This is a genomic window from Bradyrhizobium sp. UFLA05-108 (assembly GCF_059803455.1).
Genome location: NZ_JBANAZ010000002.1, coordinates 22120 through 45110, shown reverse-complemented (window position 1 = coordinate 45110; position 22991 = coordinate 22120). Strand labels below are relative to the sequence as shown.

General features: G+C 63.9%; 22 protein-coding genes. 14 read left to right on the top strand and 8 right to left on the bottom strand.

Annotated elements, in window-relative coordinates; translation table 11 throughout:
• The first annotated feature begins 9 nt into the window (after nucleotides 1-9).
• The 8 genes from SO140_RS01455 to SO140_RS01420 all read left to right on the top strand — a co-directional run bounded on the left by SO140_RS01455 (nucleotide 10) and on the right by SO140_RS01420 (nucleotide 8672).
• Entirely contained in the window at nucleotides 10-1599 is a 1590-nt protein-coding gene (locus tag SO140_RS01455; protein WP_449378329.1) for a xanthine dehydrogenase family protein molybdopterin-binding subunit, read from the top strand.
• Entirely contained in the window at nucleotides 1600-2622 is a 1023-nt protein-coding gene (locus tag SO140_RS01450; RefSeq protein WP_449378328.1) for a xanthine dehydrogenase family protein molybdopterin-binding subunit, read from the top strand.
• 8 nt (nucleotides 2623-2630) lie between these two features.
• On the top strand, nucleotides 2631-3512 hold the full coding sequence (locus tag SO140_RS01445) for an AAA family ATPase (RefSeq protein ID WP_449378327.1): 882 nt from the start codon (nucleotides 2631-2633) through the stop codon (nucleotides 3510-3512).
• Nucleotides 3509-4630: a vWA domain-containing protein gene (locus SO140_RS01440; RefSeq protein ID WP_498542197.1), complete on the top strand. Its 1122-nt coding sequence runs from the start codon at nucleotides 3509-3511 to the stop codon at nucleotides 4628-4630. The genes SO140_RS01445 and SO140_RS01440 overlap by 4 nt, the downstream gene beginning before the upstream one ends.
• Nucleotides 4627-5511 (top strand): amidohydrolase family protein, encoded by an 885-nt coding sequence (locus SO140_RS01435; RefSeq protein ID WP_474797106.1) that lies wholly within the window; start codon nucleotides 4627-4629, stop codon nucleotides 5509-5511. The genes SO140_RS01440 and SO140_RS01435 overlap by 4 nt, the downstream gene beginning before the upstream one ends.
• Before the next feature lie 40 nt (nucleotides 5512-5551).
• The gene (locus tag SO140_RS01430) at nucleotides 5552-6400 is read left to right on the top strand and encodes an MBL fold metallo-hydrolase (RefSeq protein ID WP_449378324.1); all 849 of its coding nucleotides are present in this window, start codon (nucleotides 5552-5554) and stop codon (nucleotides 6398-6400) included.
• 73 nt (nucleotides 6401-6473) lie between these two features.
• Nucleotides 6474-8042, top strand: coding sequence for an isochorismatase family protein (locus SO140_RS01425; RefSeq protein WP_449378323.1), 1569 nt, complete (start codon nucleotides 6474-6476; stop codon nucleotides 8040-8042).
• A 3-nt stretch (nucleotides 8043-8045) separates the two neighbouring features.
• Complete coding sequence (locus tag SO140_RS01420) at nucleotides 8046-8672, top strand: FMN-dependent NADH-azoreductase (RefSeq protein WP_449378322.1); 627 nt, start codon at nucleotides 8046-8048, stop codon at nucleotides 8670-8672.
• Between the two features lie 94 nt (nucleotides 8673-8766).
• On the opposite strand, the gene SO140_RS01415 is transcribed toward SO140_RS01420, so the two are convergent.
• The 4 genes from SO140_RS01415 to SO140_RS01400 form a co-directional block, all read right to left on the bottom strand.
• Nucleotides 8767-9744 carry a HEAT repeat domain-containing protein gene (locus SO140_RS01415; RefSeq protein WP_449378321.1) on the bottom strand — a complete coding sequence of 326 codons (978 nt, stop codon included), beginning with the start codon at nucleotides 9742-9744 and terminating at the stop codon, nucleotides 8767-8769.
• Between the two features lie 2 nt (nucleotides 9745-9746).
• Nucleotides 9747-9980 (bottom strand): 4Fe-4S dicluster domain-containing protein, encoded by a 234-nt coding sequence (locus SO140_RS01410; protein ID WP_008141081.1) that lies wholly within the window; start codon nucleotides 9978-9980, stop codon nucleotides 9747-9749.
• 34 nt (nucleotides 9981-10014) lie between these two features.
• Nucleotides 10015-11757, bottom strand: a complete 1743-nt coding sequence (locus SO140_RS01405; RefSeq protein ID WP_449378320.1) for a fumarate reductase/succinate dehydrogenase flavoprotein subunit — start codon at nucleotides 11755-11757, stop codon at nucleotides 10015-10017.
• 104 nt (nucleotides 11758-11861) lie between these two features.
• A complete protein-coding gene (locus SO140_RS01400; RefSeq protein WP_449378319.1) occupies nucleotides 11862-12635 on the bottom strand; it encodes a ferredoxin--NADP reductase in 774 nt (257 codons plus the stop codon).
• A gap of 219 nt (nucleotides 12636-12854) precedes the next feature.
• Between SO140_RS01400 and SO140_RS01395 the strand changes: the two genes are divergently transcribed.
• From SO140_RS01395 to SO140_RS01375, 5 genes are all read left to right on the top strand, one after another.
• The gene (locus SO140_RS01395) at nucleotides 12855-13160 is read left to right on the top strand and encodes a gamma-butyrobetaine hydroxylase-like domain-containing protein (RefSeq protein WP_449378318.1); all 306 of its coding nucleotides are present in this window, start codon (nucleotides 12855-12857) and stop codon (nucleotides 13158-13160) included.
• Between the two features lie 296 nt (nucleotides 13161-13456).
• A complete protein-coding gene (locus tag SO140_RS01390) occupies nucleotides 13457-14230 on the top strand; it encodes a Crp/Fnr family transcriptional regulator (protein WP_449378317.1) in 774 nt (257 codons plus the stop codon).
• A 165-nt stretch (nucleotides 14231-14395) separates the two neighbouring features.
• A complete protein-coding gene (locus tag SO140_RS01385) occupies nucleotides 14396-15817 on the top strand; it encodes an ABC transporter substrate-binding protein (RefSeq protein ID WP_449378316.1) in 1422 nt (473 codons plus the stop codon).
• A gap of 38 nt (nucleotides 15818-15855) precedes the next feature.
• Nucleotides 15856-16722, top strand: coding sequence for an ABC transporter permease (locus SO140_RS01380; RefSeq protein ID WP_449378396.1), 867 nt, complete (start codon nucleotides 15856-15858; stop codon nucleotides 16720-16722).
• A complete protein-coding gene (locus SO140_RS01375) occupies nucleotides 16719-17591 on the top strand; it encodes an ABC transporter ATP-binding protein (protein ID WP_449378315.1) in 873 nt (290 codons plus the stop codon). The genes SO140_RS01380 and SO140_RS01375 overlap by 4 nt, the downstream gene beginning before the upstream one ends.
• 139 nt (nucleotides 17592-17730) lie before the next feature.
• On the opposite strand, the gene SO140_RS01370 is transcribed toward SO140_RS01375, so the two are convergent.
• The gene (locus tag SO140_RS01370) at nucleotides 17731-18789 is read right to left on the bottom strand and encodes a YeiH family protein (protein WP_498542196.1); all 1059 of its coding nucleotides are present in this window, start codon (nucleotides 18787-18789) and stop codon (nucleotides 17731-17733) included.
• 186 nt (nucleotides 18790-18975) lie between these two features.
• The gene (locus tag SO140_RS01365) at nucleotides 18976-19194 is read right to left on the bottom strand and encodes a hypothetical protein (protein ID WP_449378313.1); all 219 of its coding nucleotides are present in this window, start codon (nucleotides 19192-19194) and stop codon (nucleotides 18976-18978) included.
• A gap of 223 nt (nucleotides 19195-19417) precedes the next feature.
• Here SO140_RS01365 and SO140_RS01360 point away from each other — a divergent pair, with 223 nt between their 5' ends.
• Nucleotides 19418-21328 (top strand): flavin-containing monooxygenase, encoded by a 1911-nt coding sequence (locus tag SO140_RS01360; RefSeq protein WP_498542195.1) that lies wholly within the window; start codon nucleotides 19418-19420, stop codon nucleotides 21326-21328.
• Here SO140_RS01360 and SO140_RS01355 read toward each other — a convergent pair.
• Together SO140_RS01355 and ald are read right to left on the bottom strand one after the other, a co-directional pair.
• Complete coding sequence (locus SO140_RS01355) at nucleotides 21307-21609, bottom strand: hypothetical protein (RefSeq protein WP_449378311.1); 303 nt, start codon at nucleotides 21607-21609, stop codon at nucleotides 21307-21309. The genes SO140_RS01360 and SO140_RS01355 overlap by 22 nt on opposite strands.
• A 249-nt stretch (nucleotides 21610-21858) precedes the next feature.
• Entirely contained in the window at nucleotides 21859-22974 is a 1116-nt protein-coding gene (ald, locus tag SO140_RS01350; protein ID WP_449378310.1) for an alanine dehydrogenase, read from the bottom strand.
• Nucleotides 22975-22991: the final 17 nt, after the last annotated feature.

Genomic DNA, 22991 nt, shown 5'->3' with positions numbered 1-22991 from the left:
ACATCTGCCATGCTGGAATTGCGCAAGGATATCTTCGCCGACGAGCGCGACGACAATCTCAAGGAGATCGGCAAGGGCACGCAGCGCCAGGACATGCTCGGCCACGTCACGGGCACCTCGACCTACTTTGGCGATCACAAGCTGCAAGGCATGCTGCATCTGAAAGTCGTCCGCTCGACCCACCCCCATGCGCGGCTGCGCCGCATCGACACGACTGAAGCCGAGCGCTCGACTGGCGTGCGCCGGATCATCCGCGGCGCCGACGTACCGCGCAATCTCAACACCCTGTTGAGCCTCATCAATTTTGGCAAGGACGACGAGCCGTCATTGGCCGTCGACAAGGTTCGCTATAAGGGCGAGCCGATTGTCGCCATCGTTGCCGACAGTGAGCGCGAGGCCTTTGAGGCCATCGCCAAGGTGCGGATCGACTACGAGCCGCTGCCGACCGTGTTCGATGTCGAGGACGCGCTGAAGCCCGGCGCGCCCGTGGTCAATGAGACCTATCCCAAGAACACCTTCACTTATCACGATGTCTACGATCATCAGAAGCTCCGCTTCGGCGATGCGGACGCGGCGCTCGCGACGGCCGATCACGTGCTGGAGCAGCGCTATCAGATGTCGCCGATCGAGCATGCGCCGACCGAGACCAACGGCGCGATCGCGGCGCCCGACACCAATGGCCGCTACGTCGTCTACACCTCGACCCAGGCGCTGTTCTTCTCGGTCGATACCTGCGCCAAGATCCTGGACGTGCCCTCCAACACCTTCCACTTCATCGGCGGCACCGTCGGCGGCGGCTTTGGCGGCAAGGTGGATACGCTGACCGAACCACTCGCCATCCTCGGGGCGATGCTGACAGGGCGCCCCGTGCGCTACGTGTTCGGGCGCGAGGAGGAGATGCAATATGGCCCGCCGCGGGGCGCCGAGCGCATCTACATCAAGGATGGCGTGATGCGCGATGGCCGCATCGTCGCCCGCAAGATCCGCGCCTATTTCGACAGCGGCGCCTATACGCGACTGTCGAGCTACGCAGCCGTCAAGTGCGCCGCGCATTTGCCCGGGCCCTACACCATCCCGAACGTCTATGGCGACGTCTATTGCGTCTTCACCAACCGCACGCCGGCGACCGCGATGCGCGGCTTCGGCGTCACCGCGATGGATTTTGCCATCGAATGCCAGATGGACAAGCTGGCGCATCTCGTCGGCATGGACCCGATGGAGTTCCGTATCCTCAACGCCTATCGCGACGGCGACATGAAGGCGCATCGGCGCGAGGCGAAGAACACGGCGCTGATCGAGTGCGTGCAGGTGGCAGCCGAAAAGGCCAAATGGCCGATCCGCGAAGAGTTCAGGCGAGCGTCCTCGCGCAAGGACGGCGGCGGCAGTCGTGCCGTCATTCCGCCGACGCCAACAGAATCTCGCGCGCGACCCGCCGCGACGGCGCAGCAGCGAACGACCTATGACCGACTGCCTCCCACCGTCACCCGCGAGCCGCCGCGTGAGCCGCCGCCACCTGCACCGCCGCCATCACCGCGGCCGACAGCCCCCTCGCACGGCGCAACCCGCTTCTCCTCCGTCTTCGGCACCAGGAGGCGCTAGATGACCCGGCATCGCGGACGCGGCATGGCGTCGATCAACTATCCCATCGGCATGAATCTCGGCGGTGATCCCAGCCAGGCGCTGGTGCATTCCAATCCCAGCGGCAAGTTCACGGTAGCGCTGTCCTCGATCGATCTCGGCCAGGGCATGAAATCCGTGACCCGCCAGATCTGCGCGGAGACGCTCGGCGTGCCCGTCGAGGACGTCTATGTCGACACGGCGGACTCCGACACCGGCCCGCATTGCATGGGCTCGTTCGCTTCGCGCGGCACGCATCGCGTCGGCAATGCCGTGATGGCTGCGGCTCGCGAAGCCCGCGGTGTGATGATGGAGGCCGCCGCCGAGGAGCTCGAGGTCAACGCCGCCGACCTCGAGACCGACGGGCGCGGCAATATCCACGTCAAGGGCGCGCCGCACCGTTCGATCTCGACCAAGGACGTCGCGATCGCAGCGCAGTTCAAGCAGGGCAAGACCATCTCGGGTCGCGGCATCTTCCTGGTGCCGCTGTCCGACGTCGACCCGGAGACCGGCGAGATGTCGCCGGCGACCTGCTATGCGCATGCCTGCCTCGTCGCCGAGGTCGAAGTTGATGATGAAACTGGCGAGGTCGCCATGGTGCGCATGGATTCGGCCTATGAGCTCGGCCGCGCGCTCAACCCGCGCCTCGTCGAGCAGCAGCTCGTCGGCGGCGCCTGGATGGGTGTCAGCCACGCGCTCTACGAGACGCCGGAACCTTATTATCCTGATCCCGTGCACGGCCCGCGCGACTTCGTTGAGTACCCGATGCCCGGGCCTGGTGACATCTGCCCGCACGACATCGCCGTGCTGGAGCGCCCTGCTCCCGATGGCCCGTTCGGCGCCAAAGGTCCCGGCGAGATGTGCGCCAATCCGGTGCTGCCCGCCGTTGCCAACGCGATCTTCAACGCTGTCGGCGTGCGCATCGACGATCTGCCGATCACGCCTGAAAAAGTGCTGCGCGCGATCAAGGCCCAGGGCGGCGCGCGGCCGCAGGCGCGGCGCTGAGGTTTGCAATGGCCGTTCGCAGCAACATCGTCGGCATCGATGGCCCGGAGGCGCTGGAGAAGGCATTGCGCGCGGCCTATTACCTCGCCGACGAGGGGCTCGCGACCGCGGCCTATCTGGGCCTCGCGCTCGGCAAGCCGCTGCTGCTCGAAGGCGCGCCGGGTGTCGGCAAGACCGAGGCGGCGAAGGCGATCGCCGCCGTGCTCGGCCGTCGGCTGATCCGCCTGCAATGCTACGAGGGCATCGACGCGTCCGCCGCGCTCTACGAGTGGAACTATCCGCGCCAGATGCTGGCGATCCGCCAGGCCGGCGACGAGAGCATCGACATCTATGGCGAGACGTTTTTGATCGAGCGTCCGATGCTCGCCGCGCTGCGCGCGCCGGATTCCACCGTGCTGCTGATCGACGAAATCGATCGTGCCGACCAGGAGTTCGAGGCGTTCCTGCTCGAATTCCTGTCCGACTTCCAAATCTCCATTCCCGAGCGCGGCACGGTGCGCGCGGCCGAGCGGCCCGTCGTGGTGCTGACCTCGAACCGCACACGCGACCTGCATGAAGCCTTGCGCCGACGCTGCGTCTACCACTGGATCGACTATCCCACCGCCGAGCGCGAGGCGCGCATCGTGATGATGCGGGCCTCCAGCGTCGCCGAGGCAACGGCCCGCGCGGTGGTTGCCGCTGTCGGCAAGCTCCGGCGCGAGCCGCTGAGCAAGGCGCCAGGGATCGCCGAGGCCGTCGACTGGGCCGAGGCCGCAACCCTCCTTCAAAAGGGCGGCGCGCGCTGGCCGGATGCATTCAAGCGCGCGATCGGCGTTGCGCTCAAGGACGAGGAAGACCTGCACTTCATCTCGCCACGACTTGACGCCTTGCTTGCGGAGGCTTCCGCATGAGCACCGAACTGCAGTTGCCGCGCGCGGTGCGCGTCTTCATCTCCTTCGTGGCGCTTCTGCGCGCCAACGGTTTCGCCGTCGCGCCGGAACAGACCACGTCCTTCCTCGCCGCGATCGAGCTGCTCGGCCCGCGCAGCCTCGGCGACATCCGGCAGGCTGCCCTCGCAACGCTGGCCCCGCCGCCTGAACGCCGCGCCACCTTCGACCGGCTGTTCGATTTGCACTTCCGCGGCAGCGAAGTGATCGAGCGGACCGACGTGGGTGAGGACGACGAGACCGTCCGGCTGCAAGAGGAAGGCCGCGGCGACGAGGACCCGCTGCTGTCTGATGAAGCCAGCGAATCCGGGCTGACAGCCACGCGCGCCGAGGCTCTGGTCGAACGACGGTTCGCCGTCACATCAAGCAGCGATGCACTGCGCCGCCTGGCGCGCGAGGCTCCGCGGCGCCTGCCCAAGCGGCGCGGCCATCGCCGCATGCGCGCGCGCCACGGTCCCTTCGCCGATTTGCGCCGAACCTTGCGCGACACCGTCCGCAGCGATGGCGAGATTTTGCGGCTCGGACACCTCAAGCGACGGCAGCGACCGCGAAAATTCTTGCTGCTGATCGACGTCTCCGGCTCGATGAAGGCCCGTACCGAGGAGAACATGAAGCTCGCGCACGCGCTGGTGCAGGCCGCGCCCACTATCGAGGTTTTTACCTTCGGCACGCGCCTCACCCGCGTTACCCGTGCGCTACGCGTCAAGCGCCGTGAGCAGGCGCTCAATGCCGCCGCGCATCTCGTGAGCGATTGGGACGGCGGCACCCGCATCGGCGACGCGCTGCAAGCCTTCCTTGGCGTGCCGCGCTTCGGCGGCTATGCGCGTGGTGCGGTGGTGGTCGTCGTTTCTGACGGCCTGGAGCGTGGCAAACCCGATAGCTTGCGCGACGCGGTCGCAAGATTGTCGCGGCGTGCCTGGCGGGTGAGCTGGCTGACGCCCCTCGCGACAAGCCCCGGCTTTCGCCCGCGGACCGAAGCACTGGTCGCCATCGAGCCCTTCGTCGATGATCTCGTGGACGGCGGATCGAGCGCGTCGATCGTCGCGCACGTGCTGGCGCTGGGACGAAGGAGAGTCGCGTGACCGATATCGTCGACGGCCATCATCACATCTGGCGCCAGGCCGATCTGCCCTGGCTGATCGGCCCCATGCAGCCCCGCATCTTCGGGCCGTACGAACCGATCCGGCGCGACTATCCGATTCACGAATATCTCGAGGATCTCAAAGGCACCGGCGTCACCCACTCGGTCTACGTTCAGACCAACTGGGCCAATGATCGTTTTGAGGACGAGACTGCCTGGGTGCAGCAGACCGCCGATGAGCACGGCTGGCCGCATGCCATCGTCGCCTATGCCAACTTCGCCGCCGACGACGTCCGCCCGCAGCTTGACCGCCTGAAGCGCTATCCGCTGGTGCGCGGCGTGCGCATGCAGCTGCACTGGCATGATAACCCGCTTTACCGCTTTGCGGTCCGGCCTGATCTCTGTCTCGACCCCACGATCCGCCGCAACATCGGATACCTCGCTGACTATGACTGGAGCTTCGATCTTCAGGTGTTCACGCCGCAAATGCCGGATGCAGCCAACCTCGTCGAGGTTTGCCCGAAGGTGACTTTCATCCTTCAGCACGCCGGCATGCTGGAGGATCTTTCGCCGGCGGGCCGCGCAGCCTGGCGCGCTGGAATGGCTCGCCTCGCCGCGTGTCCGAACGTGGTGACGAAGCTATCGGGGCTCGGCACCTTCATCCATCGCAATGATCCCGCGCACATCGCGGCGGTGCTGTCCGACACGGTTGCGGCTTTCGGCGCCGAGCGTTGCCTGTTCGGATCGAATTTCCCGATCGAGAAATTGTGGACCAGCTATAGCGAGTTGATCGACGCCTTCCGCACTGCCGCGGCACCGCTGAGCACCGCGCAACGCGAGGCAATCTTTGGAATGACCGCCATGCGCGTCTATCGGCTGTAGCGCAGGGGCAACACACGAACAGAGACAGGGAGGGGAAAGAATGCCGCTGGAGATCAAGATCCTGGACTATGGCGATATCGAGCTGGAATCGAGCTTTCTGGTTCTGGGCCGCGACTGCGGCCGCACCCGCCGCGTCCTCACCCTCGGCTTCCTGATCCTCGGCGGCCCCTACCCGGTCGTCGTCGACACCGGCTACCGCTCCAACCAGATCATGGAAACGCTGGGAATGCGTGGCTTGCAGTACCACGAGCACATGATCGAGAATCAGCTTGCCCGACATGGCGTGCGCATGGGCGACGTCCGCTTCGTCTGCCACACCCATCTGCACATCGATCACGCCGGCAAGGACGATTTGTTCCCTATGAACACGACGGTCGTCGTCAACCGCCGTGAGCTCGAATATTCGGTCTCCGGCCTGATGCACCCGCAATATCCCGCGCCCGACATCAAGCATCTGATCGACCGTCTGCACACCAAGAGCGCGCTGCGCTTCCTCGACCTCGAGATTACCGGTCCCATCGAGCTGATGCCCGGCGTCTATTGCGACGCTGCGAACGCGCACACGGAAGGCTCGATGAACATCATCGTCCACACAGCCGACGGCATCGCGACCATCTGCGGCGACGTGATCTACGATTTCAACGACCAGATCGTCACGCCTTTCCACGAAATCCACGACTGGGAGCCCCGCACGACCGGCAATCACGGCACGACCAAGCGCGCCGAGAAGGCGGCCATCAAGAAGCTGCTCAGCAATTCGCGCTACCTGCTGCCAGTGCACGACCGCCCCGCCAAGATCGAGGGCGGCAATGTCGTGGGACGGCTGCATGACCAAGTGCCCGGACCGATCGTGCAGTCGGTGCCGCAGCGTAACTGGTTCCCCGCCTGATGGTCTTAGTAGCGCATGATCTTTTCGGAAAACCGCTTCGCACTTTTCCGGATCATGCTTTGAGGATTGACCGATGACCCACGTCACCTTGCGAAGTGAATTCGAGAACCTGATCGACCCCTACGCGCCGGTGGCACAAGTCGGCACCGGCTTCGATTTCACGGAAGGACCGATCTGGCATCCGGCCGATCACTTCCTGCTGTTTTCGGACATGCCGGGCGACGTGCGCCGGCGCTGGGATGCGCGGCGCGGTGTCGTCGAGGTCAAGCGCCCCGCCAACAAATGCAACGGCATGACCTATGATGCCGAGCTGAACCTGATCGTTTGCGAGCACGCGACCTCGTCGCTGATCCGCGAACGAGCCGACGGACGGCGCGAGGTCCTGGCCTCCCATTTTCAGGGCCAGGAGCTCAACAGCCCCAACGACGTCTGCGTGCACTCCTCCGGAGCGATCTATTTCAGCGACCCCTGGTATGGACGTATGCCCGTCTATGGCGTCGAGCGGCCGCGGCAGCTCGGCTTCCAGGGCGTCTATCGTGTCATGCCGGGCGGCGAGCCGCAGCTCGTGGTCGAGCGCAATCTGTTCGATCAGCCGAATGGACTCTGCTTCTCACCTGACGAGAAGCTGCTCTACGTCAATGACACCGTGCAGGCCCTGATCCGCGTGTTCGATGTCAACGCAGACGGCCCCCTGTCGAACGCGCGCGTGTTCGCAGGCGGCATCAAGTCGGAGCTCGAGCCGGGCCTGCCCGATGGCATGAAGTGCGACCAGCACGGCAATGTCTGGGTCACCGCGCCCGGCGGCGTCTGGGTCTATTCGCCGCGCGGCGAGTTGCTCGGCAAGGTGCGGGTGCCCGAGCTCGTGGCCAATCTCGCCTGGGGCGGCCCGGATTTCCGCACGCTCTATCTCACCGCAACTCATTCGGTCTACGCGATCCCGACCCGAACGGGGCCGCGGCACGAGCCTTATATGAGCGGCAAGCCTGGCGGCGCGGGTGCCAGCTCTTCGGCAGCAGCACCGATCCTCACCAGCGGCGAGCTGCGGCTCGATCCGCAGCGCTGCGCCATGATCATCCAGGATCTTCAGAACGACGTCGTCATGGATGGTGGCGCCTTTGCCGAGTCCGGCGCCCCCGTGCACGCGCGTCAGCAGAACGTGATCGAAAACGTGCGCCGGCTGGCGGAAGCAGCACGCGGGCGCGGCGTTGCCATCATCCATATCTGGTTCGTGGTCGAGCCGGGTGCGCCCGGCGTCACGCTGAACGCGCCATTGTTCGAGGGGCTGGTCGACAGCAAAGCGATGGTGCGCGGGAGCTGGGGCGCGGCGCCCGTCTCCGGCCTCGAGCCGCGGCCCGGTGATTTCGTGGTCGAGAAGATGCGCATGAGTGCTTGGGAGGGCACCAAGCTCGAGACCATCCTCAAGGCGACAGGGCGTGACATGATCATCAACACCGGCGCCTGGACCAACATGTCCGTCGAGCACACCGCGCGAACCGGTGCCGACAAGGGCTATTTCATGATCGTGCCGGAGGACTGCTGCTCGACCATGAACGCCGACTGGCACAATGCTTCAGTCAACTTCGCCATGCAGAACGTGGCAGTCGTCACCAAGGCCGAGACCGTTATCAGAGCGCTGGGATGAGCAGTGGCAAAGCTCCTGCATCTGTCCTGCTCGCCGCGCGCCGACTCCGAGTCGAGCGCGGGGGCGCGCGTCTTCCTTGACGGGTTTCGTCAGGCGCACCCGGACTGGGACGTCGACGTAATGGATCTCTGGCGCGAGCGCATGCCGGAGTTCGTCGGCCCCATCGTCGAGGCGAAGTATGCGCGCATGAAGGCACAGGCCTTTAACGATGCACAGCGGGACAGCTTTGCCGAAGCCGAGCGGATGGCGTTACGCTTCTCGCTCGCCGACCGCGTACTGATCTCGACGCCGATGTGGAATTTCGGCATCCCCTACAAGCTGAAGCAATGGTTCGACGTCATCATCCAGCCGGGGCTGACGTTCCGCTTCGATCCGTTGCAGGGCTATTTTCCTCTGCTCAAGGACCGCCCGACTCTGGTCATCCTGGCGAGTGGCAGCGATTATGCGACCGGGATGAACCGCGGCCGCCTCGACATGGCAACGCCCTATTTGCGCGAGGCCTTGCGCTTCATCGGCGTGAACGACGTGCGCTTCGTGCCGATCGGCCCGACGGCCGGCCCCGCCGAGCCGATCCGCGCCGCCCGCGATGGCGCCCATCGCCGCCTCGCCGACCTGGCGAAGCGGTTTTGACGTCATTTCTAGCTGCAGCGCCGCGAGAATTGACTAAACCGGACACTGAGGTTCACCTCTCCCGTAGGGAGAGGTGAATCGAAGACGCCCATGCTTACGAGCCGGCTCTCGCCTTCTTCGCCGCGATCTGCTGGAGCGCCCAGCGCGCGTTCTTGCGTACGTCGGGATCGGGATCGTTGGCGATCACGGCGAGGTACGCCTCCCCTTCGGGATCGGCGATCTCGCCGAGTGCGGCCGCTGCTTCCTTGCGCAGATTCGCCTGCTCGTGGTTGACGCAATTGCCGATCGGACGCACGGCGCGCTCGATCTTCATCTTGCCGAGGCTGCGGATCGCTCTCAGCCGCACCTGCCAGAAATCGTCGGCAAGCGCGGCGATGAGCTGATCGGCGGCGAGTGAACCGTTGACGTTGAGACCCAGGGTGTCGGCAGCCATCTCGCGGACCATCCAGTCGGCGTCCTTCAGCGCGCGAATGATCGTCTCGGCCGCCGGTTTCATCTGCGAAAACGCCAGCGCACTTACCGCGGCGCGTCGTACATGGGCATCGGGATCGTGGATCAGCGCGGTCAGTGCCGGAATCGATTCTTCGAGCTTCAGGAAGCCGATGACGCCGATCGCCTGCACGCGCACGGCAGCATCAGCATCCTGGAGCGCTTCCAGCGCGGGCTTCAGCGTGTCCTTGCGACGCAACTCCTTCAGCGCACGCAGCGCGCCCATGCGGACGAAGGCGTGGGAATGCCTCACCAGCGGCAGGATGATGTCGGCGCAGGCCGGGTCCTTGAACTCGGCCATGCTGTCGGCCGCGGCCGACGCGACGATTCTTTCAGGGTCGACCAGTAGCTTGACGAGTGCACTCGCCGCCTCCGGCCCGTCGAATTCGCCGAGCGCCATCGCGACCTGCTGGCGTACGCCGGCATCGGGATCGGACACCATGTTGGCGAGATGGCCGACCGCGGCGGGATCCCCGGAATGACCGAGCGCGATGATGGCGACGCGGCGTTCCGCGGGGTCCGCGGCCTGAAGCCGCTCGTCGGCGTCGTCGAGGTCGTCGTAGGATTCGAACGGGCTCGACATGCTCACCTCAGGAGATAGGGAATATTGACGGTAACGGCGCCGGTCGGGCAATCCGCCTCGCAGGGCATGCAGTACCAGCACTCGTCATAGGCCATGTAGGCCTTGCCGGTCATGTCGCTGATACGCAGCACGTCGAGCGGGCAGACGTCGACGCACACCGTGCAGCCCTTGTCCGCAATGCATTTGGCGTCGTCGACCACCACCGGGACCGAGGTCTGATAGGAAGCGAGAGGCATCGTCAAATCTCCTGTTGCGTTGCTGTTCGGCGGCTCAGGCGCTCGCCCGGATGCGCTGCTTGTCGTAGAGGTCCTTCTCCTCGTCGGCGATCGGCACGACATAGGGCTCGACGGCACGCTTCTCGCTGGTCATCTTGCCGTTCTGCTTAGACAGTAGCGTGTGGCAGAACCAGTTCTCGTTGTCCTTCTCCGGGAAGTCCGTGCGCCAGTGGTACAGGCCCCAGCGGCTCTCCTCGCGGTAGAGCGAGGCGTGGGCCGCCATATCCGCGCAATCCATGATCGACTGCACCTCCAGCGCGCGGAGCAATTCATGCGCGTTGCGGGCGATCATGCGCTCCTGCATGTCCTCGCGTACCTCGGCGAGGCGGCGCATGCCGAGCTCGTATTTGCGGGTGACCTTGGGCGGCTGGAGATAGTCGTTCACGAGACGCCGCGTCTTGTACTCGATCTGGTTCGGCGGAATGCCGTCCTCGCGCGTGGTCGGCGCCATCACCCGCTCGCGCTCCTTCGCCACCTCGCTCGCATCGAACTCCGCAAAGTCGTGGCTGTCGGCGAACTCCATCGCGTCGATGCCGGCGACCGAACCGTTGGTGAATGCGCCCAGCATGTAGTTGTGCGGCACGCTCGCCATGTCGCCGGCGGCATAAAGCCCCGGCACGGTGGTGCGAGCATTGTCGTCGACGAACACGCCAGAGGCACTGTGGCCGGAGCAGAAGCCGATCTCGGAGATGTGCATCTCGATGGACTCGCTACGATAGTCGACGCCGCGTCCCTGCTGGAACAGGCCGCGCGTCGGCCGCTCCACCTTGTGCAGCGTGGATTCGATCTCCGAGATGGTGTCGGGATGGAGATGCTTGAGTTGGAGGAATACCGGACCTTTGCCGGACAGCAGCTCGTTGTAGAACTCCAGCATCATCTGGCCGGACCAGTAATCGCATTCGATGAAACGGGAGCCCTCATTGTTGGCTGTGTAGGCGCCGAACGGGCCGGCGACATAGGCGCAGGCCGGTCCGTTATAGTCCTTGATCAGCGGATTGATCTGGAAGCATTCGAGGTTCGCGAGCGCCGCGCCAGCGTGATAGGCCATGGCGTAGCCGTCGCCGGAATTAGCGGCGTTCTCGTAGGTGCCGAACAAGTAGCCTGATGTCGGAAGGCCGAGCCGACCGGCGGCGCCCATGCACAGGATCACCGCCTTGGCCTTGATCACGAGCATTTCGGCGGTGCGCGTGTTGACGCTTATCGCACCGGCAACGCGGCCGTCGGCGGACTTCAGCAATCGCGTCGCCATGTAGCGATTGGAAATCAGGATACGGGCACGGCGGAGCTGGCGGTACAGCGCCTTCTTCACGGTCTCGCCATTTGGCATCGGCAGCACGTAGGTGCCGATGTGGTGCACCTTCTTGACGGCGTAGTCGCCGTTCTCATTCTTCAGGAACCGGATGCCGAAACTGTCGAGCTCCTCGATGATTTTGTAACAGCTCTGCGCGTATTTATAGACCGCCTTCTGATCGACGATGCCGTCGTTCGCAATGGTGATCTCCTTGGTGTACTGCTCCGGCGTCGCATGGCCGGGGATGACGGCGTTGTTCAGCCCGTCCATGCCCATCGAGATTGCGCCGGAGCGCTTCACGTTGGCCTTTTCGAGCAGGACGACATTGGCCTTCGGATTCTTGAGCTTCGCCTTCAGCGCCGCCATCGGGCCGGCCGTGCCGCCGCCGATGACCAGCACATCGCAGGAAACCTCCGAAAGTCCGTCGACGATCTGATCTAGTGCCATCGCTTGCTCCTGGTTCGCCGGCAGGTCCGGCGCCTTTACATCAGATTGTTCAGATGGGGGTCCCGGCGATAGCAATTAGTTGTCGTCGGGGAGAGATTTGCCCCTCACCGCTCCACGAACGCCTTCTCGATCACGAAGTGGCCGGGCTGGTTGTGACTGCCTTCGGCAAAGCCGCGATCCCTGAACATCACGTGGAGCTCTTCCAGCATCGCCGGGCTGCCGCACAGCATGATGCGATCCGTGTCGCGATCGAGACCAGACTGGCCGATATCCTCAAAGAGTTGGTTCGACGCAATCAGGTCGGTGAGGCGACCGCGATTGCGGAACGGCTCGCGCGTGACAGTCGGGTAATAGATCAGCTTGTCCCTGATCAGGGGACCGAAGAATTCGCGGGCCTGCAGGCTGTCGACCAGGTGCTCGCCATAGGCGAGTTCGGAAACCTGGCGGCAGCCATGGGCGAGCACGATGGTCTCGTAATTCTCGTAGACTTCGGGGTCCTTGATCAGGCTTGCGAAGGGCGCAAGCCCGGTGCCGGTGGACAGCAGGAGCAGCCGCCTTCCCGGAATGAGATTGCCGGTGATCAGGGTACCCGTGGGCTTGCGACCGACCAGGATGATGTCGCCTTCCCTGATCCTCTGGAGCCGCGACGTGAGCGGACCGTCGGGCACCTTGATCGAGAAGAACTCGAGCGTCTCCTCGTGATTGGCGCTTGCCATACTGTAGGCGCGCATCAGCGGCCGACCGTCGACCTCGAGCCCAATCATGGCGAACTGGCCGTTCTGGAAGCGGAAGCCGGGATCGCGTGTCGCGGTGAAGCTGAACAGGGATTCGGTCCAGTGCCTGACCGAGAGGACCGTCTCCTTCTGAAAAGCGCTCATCGTTCGTCTCTCCTTGCTTGCCCGATGCTGCGGAAAGTTTCGGAGAGGAGCTATTCCCGCAACGGCGAACTGCCATTCCCGGTCGATTAGTTTCACATTTCGCGGACAATGACCGAGGAGGAGGCAGCCACGCTGTCCTCGGGACTGTCACGTCCGCTCGGCAATTAGTTGCTATCGCGACGCATTCTTTGCTGGCTAGAAGCAGACTGGAGACTTGCCATGACCATGACTGCACTGGCCGCGCCAACAGTGACCGACTACGCAATAAGCGCCGATCGTGCGACGCTCGTCGTGCGCACCACGCGCGACGGCGAGGTCACGCTCGCCGCCGAACTGCTGCGCCTCTCCTGCAAATGCGCCCATTGCACACGCGCCCGCTTCGACGGCCGCTTCCCCCAGGCCTTTCCGGGGATCGCCATCACCGAGATCGGCGACCTCGGTTACGGGCTGAACATCTCGTTCTCGGACGGCCACAACCGCGGGATTTACCCCAAGCCGTATTTGCTGAATTTGGCCGAGCGTTAATCACGCTCCGTCGAGGATGGGTGAACGCTGACCACATATTCCGCTGTCATTCCCCGCGAAAGCAGGGAATCCAGTACGCCGCGGCCCATCCGTACCCTTTGCTGCCTCAAGAATACTGGATCGCCCACCCAAGCTCCGTTCGCACGCGAAGCGCACGCCCCGGAACCGTCTCCCCAGGCTGCCGCGCTACTTTGCATGGGGTTGTTTTCGAGATTTTGTGGGAACGCCCCTTCCTCTCCCGTCTGGCACGGACATTGCTCCTCTTTAGAACGGTTTGAACAATCCGGAGGCAGGTGATGTTGCAGGCGGCCAATGCGGTTCGCGGGACCGTTCCCGCAACGGTCCGGCCTGCCGGAAGCTCCTCGCTGCTGCTCACCGAGAACCAGCAGTGGATCGGCGGACCGCCGCCGCTGATGGACAAGCTGAACCCGCGCGAGCGGGAACTGGTGCTGAAGCAGGGACGCCGCAAGGTGCTCAACCGCGGCCAGACGCTGTTCAGCCAGGGCGGCAAGCATGATGGCATCTGGCTGATCGAGAGCGGTCGCATCCGCGTCTTCTACACCTCGCCGCTCGGCCGCGAGATCACCCTCGCCTACTGGCATGTCGGCAATTTCGTCGGCGGGCCCGAAGTATTCGAAGGCACCGTGCATCAATGGTCGGGCGTTGCGTCCAGCAATTGCAGCGTCGTGCACCTTCCTGGAAAAGAGCTGCGAACGCTGGCCGCTGAAATCCCCAACCTCGCCATCGGCCTGATCGAAGGCCTGACCTTCAAGGGCAAATGCTATTCGGCGCTGGCGCAGATGCTGGGAACGCGCTCGATCACCCAGCGCCTTGCGCATCTCTTGCTTCACCTCGTCGAGCTCTATGGCGTGGAAGACGCCGACGGCCGGGTGATCGCGGCCGCGTTCACCCATGCCGACATCGCCCACATGGTCGGCGCGACCCGGCAATGGGTCACGATCAGCCTGAAGCGCATGCAGGAGAAGGGAATCGTTCAGACGAAGCGTTCGCAGATCGTGGTCTGTCGCCCCGACATCCTGGAGGACATGCGCGGGCAGACGTCCGATTAAGACCGATGCACATGCAATTGGCTTTCAACTGCAAAACTGCCCAAGGAGTATGCAACCGCTCTTTCCCGGCAACTAATCGACTGCGGCGCTAAATCCGGATTTGCCCTGCCCGCCCCCTCGCCCAATCATGGCAACCACAGCACATCCAACCGAATGAGGATGAGAATGGTCCGCCATCTTCCCAGGCTCTCGATCGCGATGTCGGTGACTTCGCTGGCGCTCCTGCTGGTGCAGCCCGCGAGGGCGGAGACAGTCACCCTCGGTATTGGCACGCAGGACACCACGACCAATACGGTCACCGCTGGCGTCGTCATCCGGCAGCTTCATCTCCTCGAAAAATATCTGCCGACCGACGGCAAATACGCCAACATCAAGTTCGAGCTGGAATGGCAGAATTTCACGTCCGGCCCGCCCGTCACCAACGCGATGATGGCGAACAAGCTTCAGATCGGCATGATGGGCGACTATCCACTGATCGTGAACGGCTTCACCTTCGAGAGCAATCCTGAAAGCAAGAGCCGGCTGATCGGCGTTGCCGCCTACAGCCTCTCCGGCTCCGGCAACGGCATCGTCGTTCACAAGGATTCGCCCTATTACGATCTCGCCGATCTCAAGGGCAAGCTCGTCAGCGTGCCCTTCGGATCCGCCGCGCACGGCATGGTGCTGAAGGCGATGCAGGACCGCGGCTATGCGCCCGACTTCTTCCAGCTCGTGAGTCAAAGCCCGGAGGTCGGCTCGACCAATCTCCAGGAAAAGAAGATCGACGCCCATGCCGACTTTGTTCCCTTCGCCGAGTTGCTGCCGTTCCGCGGCTTCGCGCGCAAGATCTTTGATGGCGTCGAGACCAATTTGCCGACCTTCCACGGCATCGTCGTCCGCACCGACTTCGCCGAGAAATATCCGGAGGTCGTCGTCGCCTACATGAAGGCGATCATCGCCGCCAACCAGTGGCTGCGCGACAATCCCAAGCTTGCGGCCGAGAAGATCCAGGAGTGGACCGGCATCAGCAGGGAAGTCGTCTACATCTTCTTGGGGCCGAGCGGCAACATGACCACCGATCCCACGATCAAGCCGGCGCTGATCGAGGCTGCGACCACAGATGTCAAGGTGCTGCAAAACCTTGGCCGCATGAAGGAGTTCGATCCGAAGAAGTGGGTCGACGATAGCTACATCCGCAAGGCCTATGCCGAGATGAAGCTCGATTATGACGCGCAACTCGCAAGCACCACGAACTACGAGATCTCCGGCGAGGACAGCTTCTGCAGGAAGCCGATCTTAGATCCGCGCAAGGCCGGCGAGGTCTGGGTGGATGAGGCCGGCATCCTGCCGTTCGCGAGCGCGGCCTGCACGCTCGGCGCCTATGCCGATTTCAAGGCCAAGGGCAAGAAAATCAACGTCGCCTATGTCTTCGACACCACCCGCGGCATCAAGCTGTTCGCCGACCAGGCTTTCTACGCGGTCGGTGACGGCGATGTGGCTCCGTTTCTCCTGAAGAAGGACGCGGAAGCCTATGCGGCCAAGATCAACGGCAAGGTGCTCGGCTTCGATGATGCCGTGAAATCGGCGGTCGCCGGAGGCAAGACGTGAGCAGCTGTCCCGCCATCCTGCGCCATCAGGAGGACGCCATGCCGGCAGCCGCAGCCGTCACCGAGCCCGCATCCGTCACGACGCCGCCCTCCGCGCCATCCTCATTCGGCGCCCTGGCAGGGCGCTGGTACCGGCTCAACCAGGACAGGTTGCGTGCGACCGCAATCGGCGTGATCTCGCTCGCCGCCTTCCTGCTCGTCTGGCATCTGCTCACGACCTACCGCGTCGTCTTCTTCGTGCGCTTCACCAACGTGCCCTCGCCGCTTGCGGTCTACGCGAGCTTCACCAAGGCAATCCACGATCCCAAATTCCTGTTGCACATCCTCTTGAGCTGCCGGCGCATCTTCTTCGGCTTCTCGCTGGCGGCCATCGTCGGCGTACCGCTCGGGCTGATCATGGGCCGTTTCAAGCTGGTCCATGAGGTGGTGTTCCCGGTTGCGGAAGTACTGCGGCCGATCCCGGCGATCGCTTGGGTGCCGATGGCGATCATGCTGTGGCCGACCAACGAGCAGAGCATCGTCTTCATCACCTTCCTCGGTTCGTTCTTCCCGATCCTGGTCAACACGCTGCACGGCATGTCGCTGGTTGATCCCGTGCTGGTGCGCGCGGCGCAATGCCTGGGCGCGCGCGAGCGCTCGATCTTCCGCGACGTGTACTTTCCGGCCTCGCTCCCGCATATCTTCACTGGTCTAACAATCGGCATGGGAGTCGCATGGGTGTCGCTAATTGCGGCCGAGATGATCTCGGGGCAATACGGCATCGGCTATTTCACCTGGGAAGCCTATTCGCTGGTGCAATATGCCGACATCGCGCTCGGCATGATCGCGATCGGCGTGCTCGGCCTCGGCTCGAGCCTTTTGATCCGCGGCGCCGGACAACTGGTGATGCCATGGAGGGCGAAATGAGCGAGATCGCGACCGCCGCCCCGCAGGGTCATATCGAGGTCAAGAATTTTTCGCTGAGCTACGAGACCATCGATGGATCGGTGGAGGCCGTCACCAATACGCATATCCATGTCGAGCCGGGCGAGTTCGTCTCGATCGTCGGGCCCTCCGGATGCGGCAAGTCGACCTTCCTGAACGCGGTGGCAGGATTTCTCAAGCCCACCACCGGCACCATCACGGTCGACGGCCAGCGCGTGAGCGGGCCGAGCGCCGAGCGTGGCATGGTGTTTCAGCAATATTCGCTGTTTCCCTGGAAGACGGTGCGCGAGAACGTCGAGTTCGGTCTGAAGATGCGCGGCATGCCGCGTTCGCAGCGTGAGCGCGCGGCGCGCACGTTGCTTGGGCTCGCGGGCCTCGAGGCTTTCGAGAAGCACTATCCGGAAAAGCTCTCCGGCGGCATGAAGCAGCGCGTCGGCATCGTGCGCGCGCTCGCGACGGGGCCGAAGGTGCTGTTGCTGGACGAGCCATTCGGCGCGCTCGATGCACAGACGCGCGTCATCATGCAGCAGATCCTCACCAACATGTGGCAGAGGCTGAAGATCTCGGTGCTGTTCGTCACTCACGACATCGACGAGGCGATCTTTCTCTCCGACCGCGTCTACTGCATGACTGCGCGGCCCGGCTCGATCAAGGCGGAGATTCCGATCCCGCTGGAGCGGCCGCGCCAGCAATCGATGATGATGTCCTCGGAGTTCCTGGCACTGCGCCGCGGCCTGATGTCCCTGATCCGCGAGGAGAGCCTGAAAGCGATGGGCGGCGAGATCAACGATCTGGGCATGCAAGGGCTTAACATCGAGCTGCACGGCCATTCGCTGGCGGACGTGATTTGATTCACCTCGCTCGAGCGGGGAAGGCAGTCTCGTAGGGCGGGCAAAGCGAAGCGTGCCCACCATCTTGGTCACATGCCGTACCGATTGGTGGGCACGACGCTTTCTCGCCTTTGCCCATTCTACGACAGTTTCGTGTCCCTCACTTGAACCAGTGTACCAGCGCGATGCTGATCCCGAGCAGCAGCATCAGCGACAGCGTCACCGCCGCCGTCACGCGTCCCCCGACGTTGGCCAGCACACGCACGTCGACGCCAAGGCCGAGCGCGGCCATGGAGACGACGGTGAGGAACGTGGTGATCTTCGTCACCGGACCGACTACGGTTGAGGGAACGATTTCGAGCGAACGGAGCGTGGCGAGCGCGAGGAAGCCGAGGATGAACCAGGGTACGAGCCGGAAGAAGCCGACGCTGGTCTTCTTGGCTCCGCCCTGCTGGCGCGAGGCAACGAGCGAGAGGCCGACGACGACGGGTCCCAACATCAACACGCGCATCAGCTTCACGAGCGTTCCGATCTGCGTGCTGACCAGCCCCGCCGGCACGGTGGCCGCGAGCACCTGCGGCACGGCGTAAACGGTCAGACCTGCGAGGATGCCATATTGCGTCGCCGTCAGTTGCAGGAGCGGGATGAGCAGTGGCAGGCCCAGCACCATCATCACGCCGAGGATCGCGGTGAAGGAGATCGAGGATGCGATCTCGTCATTGTTGGCCCCGATGATCGGTGCCACGGCGGCAATCGCCGAGTTGCCGCAGATGGAATTGCCGCAGGCGATCAGGATCGACAGCCGCGTGGACAGGCCGAGCATGCGGCTGAGGCCGAAGGACACGCAAAGCGCGACCACGACCACGGCGGCGATCGAAGCGAGCAGCGTCACGCCGGACGCGGCGATCGCGGCAAAGCTGATGGAGGCCCCGAGCAGCATCACCGCGACTTCGAGGAGCTGCTTGGCGCTGAACGCGACACCCGCCTGCCAGCGCTCGGAAGGTTTCCAGAAGCTGCGTACGGCCATGCCGAGCAGGATCGCCATCACCAGCGCCTCCACATAGGGATGTGCGAAGGCGTGCCGTTCCGTGGCTTCAAGAGCAGCCGAGATGCCGGCAATGCCAATGCAAAGGAGAATGCCTGGAATCAGCGCCACAATGCGGCCGGCAGTGGTTACCGGTCTTGCGCCGGCTGGAGAGGATGCTTTGTTCTGGGCCACTCAAATCTCCCGAAGGAGAAGATTTTATGCGCGAGAGGGCGCAAGAGGGCAATATATTTTCGATTCCGGCGAGCGGAAGCAAGTAATGTCCTTAAAGACGATTCTCCTGCGCGCGCAGTTAAGCTGCGGCCCAAAGGACGGCGTTCGAGCACCTTGCAGGCAGAAGGGAGCGGTTGCTCGGATGGACTAGAAAATCAGGCCCTTGGCGAGGGAGGCGACGCGGCTAAAGCCGTCAAAAACGCCCGGCTCGAAGAAGGCCGCGCGGGCGAGCACGATAGCCCCGACCAGCGACCAGAACACGCCGGTGCCGGCCCACAGCAGATATTTGGAGGCGCGCGACTGCGGCCGGTCGTCCCTTCCCGGGCCCAGTCGCTCGCCAAAAGGCTCGTAATTTGCGCGTTCCATCGCGAGGCCAATCCACTGAATTCTCACGAAATATCGTCGTTTCCGCCTCTTTCGGCAATGGAACTGATTGGCTTTTTTAGGCCTCGTGCGGGAAATTCCTTCCGTCAAGGCAGACTACGGCGATAGCTTTCTTCTTTGCGGCGTCTGGGCCCAAGCCCCCTGCCCGGTTCGACGGTAAAGTGCGACGATCGCATTGGTCGCTATGCCGGACTTGGGACTATTCATGAACATCGAACTGCCGGGGCAGCACCTCGACCTCGCTTCGGCAATCGCCGAGGGCGACATTCGCTGCCTCCTGATGGTGCTCGTTCACGCGACCGGCGACGAGCGCTGGCTCGCCCCTCCCTATTTGCCGAAGCGCGACATCCGTCTCATCCCGGATCCCGAGGCCGGCGTGCCGAGGGACGTGCAGGACGAAATCCGCGCGGCCGTGGTCCAACTCTTTGCCGATGGCCATCCAACGCCAGTGATCACCGATCCCGGCGAGGAGCTGCTTCTGAAGATGATGCGTGCCTGCCTCGGCGAGAATGTCGCGCCGGAATATGCGCCGCTGATGCGCGAGGAGATGGGCTTTGTGCCGCGCGAGGCGCGCTGGAGCAGACGTCCGTCCGACGCGCAATTGGCGCAGCAGCACGTGTTGATCGTCGGCGCCGGCGTCTGCGCCATTGCGCTTGGCGTGGCGCTCGGCCATCTCGGCATCCCCTACACCATCGTTGAGAAGAACGCCGAGCTCGGCGGCACCTGGTGGATCAACCGCTATCCCGGCTGCGGCGTCGATACGCCCAACCATTCCTATTCGTACTCCTTCGGCGCGCGTAATGAATGGACGCGCTATTTCTGCCAGCGCGAGGAGTTGCTCGATTACCTCAAGAAGGTCGCGGACGAATTTGGCCTGCGCAAGCATCTGCGGCTGAACACGCAACTGACCTCGTCGCGATGGGACGAGAGCAAGCGCCGCTGGATCTCGACGCTGAGAACGAGCAGCGGCGAAGAAACGTTCGAGTCCACGGCACTCGTCAGCGCAATAGGCCAGCTCAACGATCCCTCCCGCGCCTCCTTCAAAGGCGAGGAGGATTTCAAGGGCCGGATCCTCCATTCCGCGTTGTGGTCGAACGACATCAATATCGACCGCAAGCATGTCGCGGTGATCGGCACCGGCGCGACCGCGATGCAGCTCGTGCCGTCGATCGCGCCCCGCGTCGCCTCCGTCACCGTCTATCAGCGCTCCGCGCAATGGGCACGCCCGGTGAAGGGCTATTCCGATCCAATCACATCGGGCGCGCGCTGGCTGCTCGCGCACCTGCCGTTCTATGTGCAGTGGTACCGCTTCAACATGTTCTGGCGCTATGGCGACGGGCTGTTGCCGTTCCTGCGCAAGGATCCCGTCTGGCCGCATCCGGAGCGCGCGGTCAACAAGGGCAATGACCGGCATCGTCAGGAATTGACCGACTTCATCCTCTCCGAGCTGAAGGACCGCCCTGACCTGATCGCCAAATGCGTGCCGACCTACCCGCCTTACGGCAAGCGCATCCTGCTCGACAACGACTGGTTCAAGACGCTCACGCGCGGCAATGTCGAGCTGGTCACCGACGCAATCGATCATGTCGATCGCGATGGCATCGTGACATCCGACGGCGAGAGCCGCCCGGCCGACATCATGGTGGTCGCGACCGGCTTCAAGGTCACGGAGATGGCGGCCCGCCTGGACATCACCGGCCGCGACGGCAGGAATCTCCGCGACGCCTGGGCAGGCGACAATCCAACCGCGTTTCTCGGCCTCGCCGTCCCCGGCTTCCCGAACTTCTTCTGCATGCTGGGCCCGAACTCAGGCCCCGCGCATGGCGGCAGCGTGATCTTCCAGTCGGAATGCCAGAGCCGCTACATCTCGGCCTGTCTCGTCGAGATGATGGAGAACGGTGTCGCCGCCATCGACGTCCGCCAGGATGTGCACGACGATTACATCCGGAAGGTCGATGCCGAGCACGAGGCGATGATCTGGACCCACCCGGGCATGACCACCTACTACCGCAACACAAGTGGCCGGGTGTTCTCTGCGATGCCGTGGCGGTTCGTGGACTACTGGCGGATGACGCACGACCCCGATCTCGGCGACTACCGCCTGACGAAAGCATGAACCTGACGGCGCTCGGCGTCGGCTCGCGGCCGCGCGACGGGGGCTTGCGAGATGGGAGGCGGCGCCGAACCGGCGCCGTCGACCGCGCTGATGCGTGGTGCCTGAGTCTTCGGCGCGCGAACCAGAAACGCAGGCGGCTGCGCCGGCCGTTGGCTCGGTCGAACGTAAGGTTCCCATTTCAGATACCTGACGCGGCGCTTTCGCGAAATGCGATCGCGGGTGACATACCCCGCCGCAAACGAGATCGCGGCAACCAGGACGAGGATGAGAATGCCAAGCATTCGGGCTGTTCCGTACGAGGATTCGGATCCCGCCTACCAATGCCAGCAAGCTAACCCCGAGGTGACCATTTCGAGGAAATTTAGAGACGACGTGAACTAATCCGTGATCGCATGTTTTTTTTCTCGCGCGCGAGGAACATTTGCGCGGGACACGAAGCGAGCGCATTGTGAGATCTACTAACATCGAGTGACTGTTTAGAAGGCGCATTGTCCAATGCGCGATCATCGAGCCCGATATGACGGCACCGTTCACGCCGCCAGGCTGCTCTCGACCGGCGAGAATGGCAGACCGAGACTCTCCGCCACCGCCTCGTTGGTGATGCGGCCGCGGTAGACGTTGAGGCCGTTGCGCAAATGCGGATTCTCGAGCACGGCGGCAAAGCCCTTGGCCGCGAGCATCAGCCCGAACGGCAGCGTGGCATTGTTCAGCGCCTGGCTCGACGTTACTGGCACTGCGCCCGGCATGTTCGCGACACAGTAATGCACGACGCCGTCGACCTCGTAGGTCGGCTCGGCATGGGTCGTCGGACGCGAGGTCTCGAAGCAGCCGCCCTGGTCGATCGCAACGTCGACCAGCACGGCCCCCGGCCGCATCGACTTGAGCATCGCACGCGTAACCAGTTTCGGGGCGCTCGCACCCGGCACCAGCACCGCGCCGATCACGACATCGGTGGAAAACACCTCGTCCTCGACGGACTCGATCGTGGAGAAGCGCGTGCGCACGCGCCCGAGGAACATGTCGTCCAACTCACGCAGGCGCGGGATGGAACGATCGATGACGGTGACCTCCGCCCCGAGGCCCGCGGCCATGCGTGCCGCCTGAGTTCCCACGACCCCGCCGCCCAGCACGACGACCCGCGCCGGCTGCACGCCGGGCACACCGCCGAGCAGCACGCCGCGTCCGCCCGCCGAACGCTTGAGCGCGGCGCCGGCCGCCTCGATCGCGAGACGCCCGGCGACTTCGCTCATCGGCGCGAGCAGAGGGAGGTGGCCACCCGCGTCAGTGACGGTTTCATAGGCAATGGCCGTGCAGCCGGAGGCGAGCAGACCCTTGGTCTGTGCGGGATCCGGCGCGAGGTGAAGATAAGTGAAGAGGATCTGGTTCTCGCGAAGTTGTGTCCACTCGCTCTGCTGCGGCTCCTTCACCTTCACGATCATCTCGGACTTGGCGAAGATCTCCCGCGCGCTGTCCGCAATCGCGGCGCCCGCCTTGCGATAGACGTCGTCGGACGCACCTATGCCCTCGCCCGCACCGGCCTCAACCCAGACCTCATGGCCGGCCGCGACATATTCGCGAACTGCGCCCGGGGTGAGCCCGACGCGATATTCCTGCACCTTGATCTCCCTGGGAACACCAACGCGCATAGCGAGCTCCTTACCTA